The organism is Micromonospora sp. NPDC050187 (assembly GCF_044459745.1).
In the GTDB taxonomy this organism is placed as follows: Bacteria; Actinomycetota; Actinomycetes; order Mycobacteriales; family Micromonosporaceae; genus Micromonospora.
The window spans coordinates 64,262-72,530 of the sequence record NZ_JBITJH010000025.1; the positions used below are offsets into that span (position 1 = coordinate 64,262).

At 72.6% G+C, this 8,269-nt stretch carries 9 protein-coding genes; 7 read left to right on the top strand and 2 right to left on the bottom strand.

The window, feature by feature from the left end; genetic code table 11:
* Positions 1-71 precede the first annotated feature (71 nt).
* Positions 72-833 (bottom strand): SDR family NAD(P)-dependent oxidoreductase, encoded by a 762-nt coding sequence (locus tag ACIBJE_RS27690; protein ID WP_396753207.1) that lies wholly within the window; start codon positions 831-833, stop codon positions 72-74.
* 129 nt (positions 834-962) lie between these two features.
* Between ACIBJE_RS27690 and ACIBJE_RS27695 the strand changes: the two genes are divergently transcribed.
* Both ACIBJE_RS27695 and ACIBJE_RS27700 read left to right on the top strand, forming a co-directional pair.
* Positions 963-1,313: a histidine triad nucleotide-binding protein gene (locus tag ACIBJE_RS27695; protein ID WP_396753208.1), complete on the top strand. Its 351-nt coding sequence runs from the start codon at positions 963-965 to the stop codon at positions 1,311-1,313.
* A gap of 174 nt (positions 1,314-1,487) precedes the next feature.
* Complete coding sequence (locus tag ACIBJE_RS27700; RefSeq protein ID WP_396753216.1) at positions 1,488-2,840, top strand: serine hydrolase domain-containing protein; 1,353 nt, start codon at positions 1,488-1,490, stop codon at positions 2,838-2,840.
* Between the two features lie 118 nt (positions 2,841-2,958).
* Here ACIBJE_RS27700 and ACIBJE_RS27705 read toward each other — a convergent pair whose 3' ends face one another.
* Positions 2,959-3,516, bottom strand: a complete 558-nt coding sequence (locus tag ACIBJE_RS27705) for a snapalysin family zinc-dependent metalloprotease (RefSeq protein WP_396753209.1) — start codon at positions 3,514-3,516, stop codon at positions 2,959-2,961.
* Between the two features lie 290 nt (positions 3,517-3,806).
* Here ACIBJE_RS27705 and ACIBJE_RS27710 point away from each other — a divergent pair, with 290 nt between their 5' ends.
* The 5 genes from ACIBJE_RS27710 to era are packed head-to-tail and all read left to right on the top strand — an operon-like array spanning position 3,807 to position 8,127.
* Positions 3,807-4,868: a PhoH family protein gene (locus ACIBJE_RS27710; protein ID WP_396753210.1), complete on the top strand. Its 1,062-nt coding sequence runs from the start codon at positions 3,807-3,809 to the stop codon at positions 4,866-4,868.
* A 14-nt stretch (positions 4,869-4,882) separates the two neighbouring features.
* Complete coding sequence (gene ybeY / locus ACIBJE_RS27715) at positions 4,883-5,356, top strand: rRNA maturation RNase YbeY (protein WP_396753211.1); 474 nt, start codon at positions 4,883-4,885, stop codon at positions 5,354-5,356.
* Positions 5,332-6,753, top strand: a complete 1,422-nt coding sequence (locus ACIBJE_RS27720; protein ID WP_396753212.1) for a hemolysin family protein — start codon at positions 5,332-5,334, stop codon at positions 6,751-6,753. Before ybeY ends, ACIBJE_RS27720 begins: the two co-directional genes overlap by 25 nt.
* Positions 6,746-7,120: a cytidine deaminase gene (locus ACIBJE_RS27725; RefSeq protein ID WP_396753213.1), complete on the top strand. Its 375-nt coding sequence runs from the start codon at positions 6,746-6,748 to the stop codon at positions 7,118-7,120. The genes ACIBJE_RS27720 and ACIBJE_RS27725 overlap by 8 nt, the downstream gene beginning before the upstream one ends.
* Entirely contained in the window at positions 7,117-8,127 is a 1,011-nt protein-coding gene (gene era / locus ACIBJE_RS27730; RefSeq protein ID WP_396753214.1) for a GTPase Era, read from the top strand. The genes ACIBJE_RS27725 and era overlap by 4 nt, the downstream gene beginning before the upstream one ends.
* Positions 8,128-8,269: the final 142 nt, after the last annotated feature.

Sequence of the window (8,269 nt, forward strand, 5' to 3'; positions counted from 1 at the left end):
GCCGGTGACCCTTACCCCGGAACCGGGCCGTCAGCCGCCCCGGTGGCTGGGAATTCGCTGGGAGACCCGCGTCAGGAACGTAGGTACGACGCGCCGTTGAGGTCGACGATGGTGCCCGACGCCCACTCCGCCTCCGGGGAGGCGAGCCAGTGCACCGCAGCGGCGATCTCCTCCGGCCGGGCCACCCGGTCGAACGGGCTCTGCGCCCGTACGGCCGCCCCCCGGGGTGACTTCAGGTGCTCGTTGGTCATGTCGGTCTCCACGAAACCGGGTGCCACCGTCGCCACCGCGATGCCGTACGGGGCCAACGCCACCGCGAGGGACTGTCCCATCGCGTTCATCCCCGCCTTGCTCGCCCCGTACGCCGGGTTGCCCGGCTCGCCGCGGAACGCCCCCCGGGACGAGACGTTGACGATCCGACCACCCCGGTCGCGCATGTGCTGGGCAGCGCACCAGGACGCGTTGGCCGCCCCGAGCAGGTTGGTGTCGACGATCTGCCGCCAGCGCTGCCGCCACTGCTCGTACGTGGTCTCGAAGACCGGGTGCGGCGGGTCCGCCGGGCCGAACACCCCGGCGTTGTTGACCAGCACGTCCAGGCCACCGAGCCGGGACGCCGCCTCGTCCACTGCGGCCCGGACCGCGTCCGGGTCGGCCAGGTCGGCCCGGACCACGACGTGCCCGTCGCCGGGCAGGTCCGCCCGCAGCCGTTCGGCCAGTTCCGCCGAGTCGCGGTGGTGGATCGCCACCCGGTCACCGCCGGCCGCGAACCTGCGCGCCACCGCACGGCCGATGCCGCGCGAGGCCCCCGTCACCAGTACCGCCCGAGAGTCCACCCACCCATGATCCCCGACTGCCGGGTCCCCGCCCGGGCCGGGGCCGCCGGTCGAGGCCGAGGACCTGCGGCGACATGCCGGCCCGGCTCGGGAGATGCCGGTACGGGCCGGTGGTCCTACCATGCGTCGATGAGCTCCGACTGCCTGTTCTGCCGCATCGTCGCCGGGGAGATCCCGGCCACCATCGTCCGGGAGACCGCGACCACCCTGGCCTTCCGGGACATCGACCCGAAGGCCCCGGTGCACGTGCTGGTGATCCCCAAGGAGCACTACGCCGACGTGGCCACGCTCGGCCAGGGCGACCCGGAGCTGGCCGGCCAGGTCCTCACCACCGCCGCCGAGGTGGCCGAGACCGAGGGGCTGCTGGCCGACGGCTTCCGGCTGATGTTCAACACCGGCGGATACGGCGGCCAGGAGGTCTTCCACGTGCACGCGCACCTGCTCGGCGGTGCTCCGCTCGGGCCGATGCTCGCCCGCTGACCCGCACCGATCCCTGACCGGGCTGATAGCACCTCGCCGAGGTGGTGGCACATCCCTCAGCTGGCGGCACTTCCCTGAGGTGGTAGCAGGGGTCCCCTGCTCATCAGAAAGCGGTAACAGGGGACCCCTCCTTACACTTGCGGCGTGGTGGAGATCAACGCGCGGCTCGGGCGGATGGTGCGGCAGGTGCAGGCCGGTGCGCGGGTGCCGGCGCTGTCGGTGGCCCTGCACCGGGCGGACCGGCCGCTGTGGAGCCTCACCGTCGGCAGCACCGGCAACGATGCCCCGCTGACCCCGCAGACGCCCTTCCGGATCGGCTCGGTCACCAAGACCTTCACCGCCGTGCTGGTGCTCCAGTGCCGGGACGAGGGTCTGCTCGACCTGGACGACCCGGTGGGCCGGCACCTCGACGTGCCCGCGCACGGCGAGCTGACCGTGCGCCGGCTGCTGTCGCACACCTCGGGCCTGCAACGGGAGCCGTACGGCGACATCTGGGACACGTTGCGGGCCCCCGGGGTCGAACAACTCCTCGCCGACCTCGCCCGGGCCGAGCGGGTGCTGCCCCCGGCCCGCCGCTTCCACTACTCCAACCTGGGGATGGCCCTGCTGGGGGAGCTGGTCGGCCGGCTGCGCGGCGGCACCTGGGTGGAGGTGCTCGCCGAGGCGATCCTCGCCCCGCTCGGGCTGGCCGCCACCACCACCCGCCCCGGTCCGGACGCGGCCACCGGCTTCCTGGTCGACGCGTACTCCGACCACGCGCGGCCGGAGCCGCCGACCGACTTCGGGGCGGTGGGGCCGGCGGCGCAGCTCTGGAGCACCGCCGGGGACATGGCCCGGTGGGCGGCCTTCCTCGCCGACCCGGCCGCGCTGGATCCGACCGGTGCGGTGCTCGCCCCGGCGACGCTGGACGAGATGCGCTGGCCGCGTACGGTCACCGACGAGACGAACTGGGTCGACGGCTTCGGCCTCGGCCTGATCCTCGTGCCACAGCAGAACCGGGTGCTGCACGTCGGGCACGACGGCGCGATGCCCGGCTTCCTCGCCTCGGTCTACGGCCGGCGGGGCGGCGACGGCACGCCGGGGGCGATGGGCTGCGCGGTGCTCGGGTCGGCCGGCACCGCCGGGGCGATCTTCGAACTGCCGCACCGGCTGCTCGCCACCTCCGTCGAGCACGACCCGGCCGACATCGAGCCGTGGTCGCCCGGCGGGCCGGCCCCGGAGGCGTACCGGGATGTGCTGGGCCGCTGGTGGGGCGAGGGTTTCGAGTACGTCTTCTTCTGGCGGGACGGGGCGCTGCGGGCCCGTCGGGCGGAGGATCCGCCGGGTAAGCCGGCGGCGGTCTTCGCACCGCTGCCGGACCGGCCGGACGTGCTGCGGACGGTCTCCGGTCGGGAGGTCGGGGAGCTGCTCCGGCTGACCCGGGACGAACGGGGGACGGTGCGCCGGATGCACTGGGCCACCTACCGCTTCACCCGCGACCAGCAGACCTTCGACGGGTACGACGTCCGCTGGCCGGACCACGGCTGAGTCGCCGGAGCGGAGGCCGGGGCAGCGGGCCGGGGGCCGGGGGCCGAGGGCCGAGGGCCGGAAGACAGGGGTCGGGGGTCGGCGGGTGCCGACCCCCGGACCGTACGCTGGGGCGGGTTCAGCCGATCGCGGCCAGAGCCGGCCAGCTGTCCCGGAAGACCTGGGTGCCGTCGGCGCCGAAGCCGCCGAAGTTCCGGTCGACCTGCGCGGCCTCCGTGCTGTACGGGTACGGGTTGGTGCAGCCGGTGCCCGCGCTGCCGCCGGACATGAGCAGGTGGCACTGGCCGTTGTAGTTGTCGGGCAGGCCGAGGATGTGCCCGATCTCGTGCGTCATGATCCGCAGCACGCTGTACTGCTGAGCCTGGATGGTGTCGATGACGACGTAGCCGTTGCCCAGGCTGCGCCGGACGGCGTACGAGCCGCCGCCGGTGGTGTAGCGGATCGACAGGTTCGAGCCGCACTTCGACATGGTCAGGTTGTTGGTGTAGTTGTTCCAGATCTGGGCGGCCTGGTCGGCGACGCCCGCGTACGGCCCAGCCTGGCTGGTGGTGTAGCAGACCGTGGCGTTCACGGCCTCGGCGGCGGCGGGGGCGGGGTTGGCCAGGCCGAGGCTCAGCACGGTGGCGGCACCGGCGACGAGGGTGGCGAAGCGGCGGCCGATCCTTCGTGGGGACACGAGTCACACTCCGTTCGGGGTGGGTGGCGGGGGGTGAACGAATCCTAGAGATAGGCGTCTATCGATATCAATTCTGCCCGTTTTGATGTTGATCAGATATAATGCTGGCTGATGTCGCGATCATGGCTTTCCTGAGGATCTACTCGCGCGGCCCGAGCTGACGGCGAGGGAAATGGTCCGGGTGTCCCCGGTGCCGACCCGATACGATGGGAGCAACGTCCGCACGCCGAGCCAGCTCAGGCCGGCGCCGAGAGCGAGAGCAGGTGGCGCAGGGCCCGACGGCCCGACCTATGACCGGTACCCCACCTCCGGGCCCGTCCCGGGCGCAGACCAGGATCACCGTCTCCGATCCCAAGATCATGGTCAACCTCCTCGGCGCGGGCGACGAGATCCTGCGGCTCGTCGAGCGTTCGGTCGACAGCGACGTGCACGTCCGTGGCAACGAGATCACCATCACCGGTGCGCCCGCGGACAACGCCCTCGCCGAGCGCCTCTTCGGTGAGCTGCTCGAACTGATCGAGAAAGGCGAGACACTGACCACTGACGCCGTCCGGCGTACCGTCGGCATGCTCGAGCAGGGCGGCACGGAACGGCCCGCCGAGGTCCTGACGCTGAACATCCTCTCCCGGCGTGGGCGCACCATCCGCCCGAAGACGTTGGGGCAGAAGCGCTACGTCGACGCGATCGACGCGCACACCATCGTCTTCGGTATCGGCCCCGCCGGTACCGGCAAGACCTACCTGGCGATGGCTAAGGCCGTGCAGGCGTTGCAGGCCAAGCAGGTCAACCGGATCATCCTCACCCGGCCGGCGGTCGAGGCGGGGGAGCGGCTGGGCTTCCTGCCCGGCACCCTCAACGAGAAGATCGACCCGTACCTGCGCCCGCTCTACGACGCGCTGCACGACATGCTCGACCCGGAGTCCATCCCCAAGCTGATGGCGGCCGGCACGATCGAGGTCGCGCCGCTGGCCTACATGCGCGGCCGGACGCTGAACGACGCCTTCATCATCCTCGACGAGGCGCAGAACACCACGCCCGAGCAGATGAAGATGTTCCTGACCCGGCTCGGCTTCAGTTCCAAGATCGTGGTCACCGGCGACATCACCCAGGTCGACCTGCCGGGCGGGACGACCAGCGGCCTGCGCGTCGTCCGGGAGATCCTCCACGCCGTCGAGGACGTGCACTTCGCCCAGCTCTCCAGCTCGGACGTGGTCCGTCACCGGCTGGTCGGGGAGATCGTCGACGCGTATGCCCGCTGGGACGCCGAGCGGGAGAACCAGCAGGCACAGAGCGTGCACGCGGTGCCGGGACGGGCCGCCCAGGGCGGCGGCCGCGCCGGTCGCCGCCGCTAGAGCAGAGGAAAGACGTGTCCATCGAGATCGCCAACGAGTCCGGTGTCCCGGTCGACACCGACGCCGTGCTCGCCGTCGCCCGGCACGCCCTCGACGAGATGGGGGTCAACCCCCTCGCCGAGCTCTCCGTGCTCCTGGTCGACATCGACTACATGACCGAGCTGAACCACCGCTGGATGGGCGGCGACGGGCCGACCGACGTGCTGGCGTTCCCCATGGACGAGGGGAGCGTCGACCACGGACCGGGGGAGACCGCCGGTCCGGCGGGCGAGCCGGCCCTGCTCGGTGACATCGTGCTCTGCCCGGAGGTGGCGGCCAAGCAGGCGGCCACCGCCGGGCACAGCGCCGCCGACGAGCTGCACCTGCTCACCGTGCACGGGGTGCTGCACCTGCTCGGTTACGACCACGCCGAACCGGAGGAGGAGCGCGAGATGTTCGGGCTCCAGGCGAGGTTGCTCGCCAGTTGGCGGTCGACCCGAGCCACGTGATGGACACGCCGATACTCGCCGCCGGCGCCACCGCCGGCCTGCCTGACCTGCAACTGCTGGTGTTCGCGGCCGGCCTGGTGGTGGCCGCCGGGGTCATCGCGGCGACCGAGGCGGCGCTGGCCGCCGTCTCCCCGGCCCGCGCCGCCGAGCTGGCCCGCGACGGCGTACGCGGCGCGCGTACCCTCCAGATCGTCGCCACGGACGTGGTCCGTCACCTCAACCTGCTGCTCCTGCTCCGACTGCTGGCCGAGCTGACCGCCACCACCCTGGTGGCCCTGGTCGCGGTGGACACCTTCGGTGCCGGCTGGCGGGCCGCCCTGGTCACCGCCGGGGCGATGACCGTGATCAGCTTTGTGGTGGTCGGGGTCGGTCCGCGCACCATCGGCCGCCAGCACGCGTACGCGGTCGGCCGGGCGGTCGCCCCGCTGGTCCGCTGGCTGGGCCGGGTGCTCAACCCGCTCGCCTCGCTGCTCATCCTGATCGGCAACGCGGTCACCCCGGGCAAGGGGTTCCGGGAGGGGCCCTTCGCGACCCAGGTGGAGCTGCGCGAACTGGTCGACCTGGCCGAGCAGCGCGGGGTGGTGGAGCACGGCGAACGGCAGATGATCCACTCGGTCTTCGCCCTCGGCGACACCATCGCCCGGGAGGTGATGGTGCCGCGTACCGAGATGGTGTGGATCGAGGAGCGCAAGACGCTCGCCCAGGCACTGGCGCTCTTCCTGCGCTCCGGCTTCTCCCGGATCCCGGTGATCGGCGAGAACGTCGACGACGTGCTCGGCGTGCTCTACCTCAAGGACTTGATCCGCCGTACCCAGGGCGGCGGCGCCGACGCCGAGGGGACGCCGGTGGCCGAGCTGATGCGCCCGGCGACCTTCGTACCGGAGTCCAAGCCGGTGGACGACCTGCTCTCCGAGATGCAGGCGGCCCGCAACCACCTGGTGATCGTCGTCGACGAGTACGGCGGCACCGGCGGCCTGGTCACCATCGAGGACATCCTCGAGGAGATCGTCGGCGAGATCACCGACGAGTACGACATCGAACGCCCCCCGGTCGAGCGCCTGCCGGAGGAGGGGGCGGTGCGGGTGACCGCCCGGCTGCCGGTGGAGAATCTGGGCGAGCTGTTCGACGTGGAGCTTCCTGCCGACGAGGTGGAGACTGTCGGTGGCCTGCTCGCCCAGGCGCTCGGTCGGGTGCCGATCCCGGGCGCGGAGGCGGAGGTCGCCGGGCTGCAACTGGTCGCCGAGGGCACCACCGGTCGGCGGAACCGGATCGACACCGTGCTGGTGCGCCGGGTCGGGCCGACCGACGAACAGGAGAGCCCGGGGCGGGGTGAGCAGGCCGAGCCCCGGGGAGGAAACCCGAACCGTTCCGAGGAGAGGCAACCCGCCGATGCCTGAGTCACCCGCCGTACCGTCCGTTCCCGCCCCGACCGAGCTGAGCGTCGAGGACGCCAAGCTGGTCATCCTCGCCCGGGGGGCGCGGGGTCGGGTCGGCGCCGTCGAGGGCGCGGCGGTCCGCGACCAGGACGGCCGGACGTACGCCGCCGCGAGCGTCTCCCTGCCGTCGTTGACGATCACCGCTCTCCAGTTGGCGGTCGCCTCCGCGGCGGCGGCCGGCGCGTCCCGGCTGGAGGCGGCGGTGGTGGTGACCGAGGCGTCGACCCTGGACACCGCCGGGCACGCCGCCGTGCGCGATCTCGCGACGGACGCGCCGATCCACCTGGCGGCCCCGGACGGCACCGTCCTCGGCACGGTGGTCGAGTGACCCGGCGCGACGAGACGGCCCGGCGGGACGATGAGGTCCGGCGCGACGGAGCGGCCCGAGGCAAGGGGGCCGGCTCCGTCGGGGCGGGCTCCCTCGGGGCGGGCTCCGGCGGGGCGCTCGACGGGGACCGGCCGTACCGGGCGGGATTCGCCTGTTTCGTCGGCCGACCGAACGCCGGCAAGTCCACCCTCACCAACGCGATCGTCGGGCAGAAGATCGCCATCACCTCGAACAAGCCGCAGACCACCCGGCACGTCATCCGGGCCGTCCTGCACCGCCCGGACTCGCAGCTCGTGCTGGTCGACACGCCCGGCCTGCACCGGCCCCGGACGCTGCTCGGCGAGCGCCTGAACGACCTGGTCCGGTCCACCTGGAGCGAGGTCGACGTGATCGGCCTCTGCATCCCGGCGAACGAGCCGGTCGGGCGGGGCGACCGCTTCATCACCGGTGAGCTGGCCGAGCTGAAGGCGACCGTGCTCGCAGTGGTGACCAAGACCGACCTGGTCGACAAGAAGCGGCTGGCCGAGCAGCTGCTCGCGGTCAGCGAGCTGGGCGAGTTCGCCGACGTGGTGCCGGTCAGCGCGGTCTCCGGTCACCAGGTGGACACCCTGGTCGAGGTGATGACCGGTTACCTCCCGCCGTCGCCGCAGCTCTACCCGGACGACATGCTCACCGAGGACCCCGAGCAGGTGCTCGTCGCCGAACTGGTCCGGGAGGCGGCCCTGGAGGGCGTCCGGGACGAACTGCCCCACTCGATCGCGGTGATCGTCGAGGAGATGATCCCCGAGGGCCAGGTCATGAAGATCTACGCCGACGTGTACGTCGAGCGGCCCAGCCAGAAGGCGATCATGATCGGCCACCGGGGGAGCCGGCTGAAGGACGTGGGCACCCGGGCCCGTCGGCAGATCGAGGAGCTGCTCGGCACCCGGGTCTACCTCGACTTGCACGTCCGGGTGGCGAAGGACTGGCAGCGCGACCCCAAGCAGCTGCGTCGGCTCGGTTTCTGACCGACCGGTCGACGGGGGGGGGGGCGGGGGGCCCCCCCCCCCCCCCCCCCCCCGCCGGCCGCGGGCCCCCCCCCCCCCCGCGGGTAAACCCACCGGAATGGGCCCCGCGGGCAGTACCCCCGGGGGGGCGGCCGCCCAAACC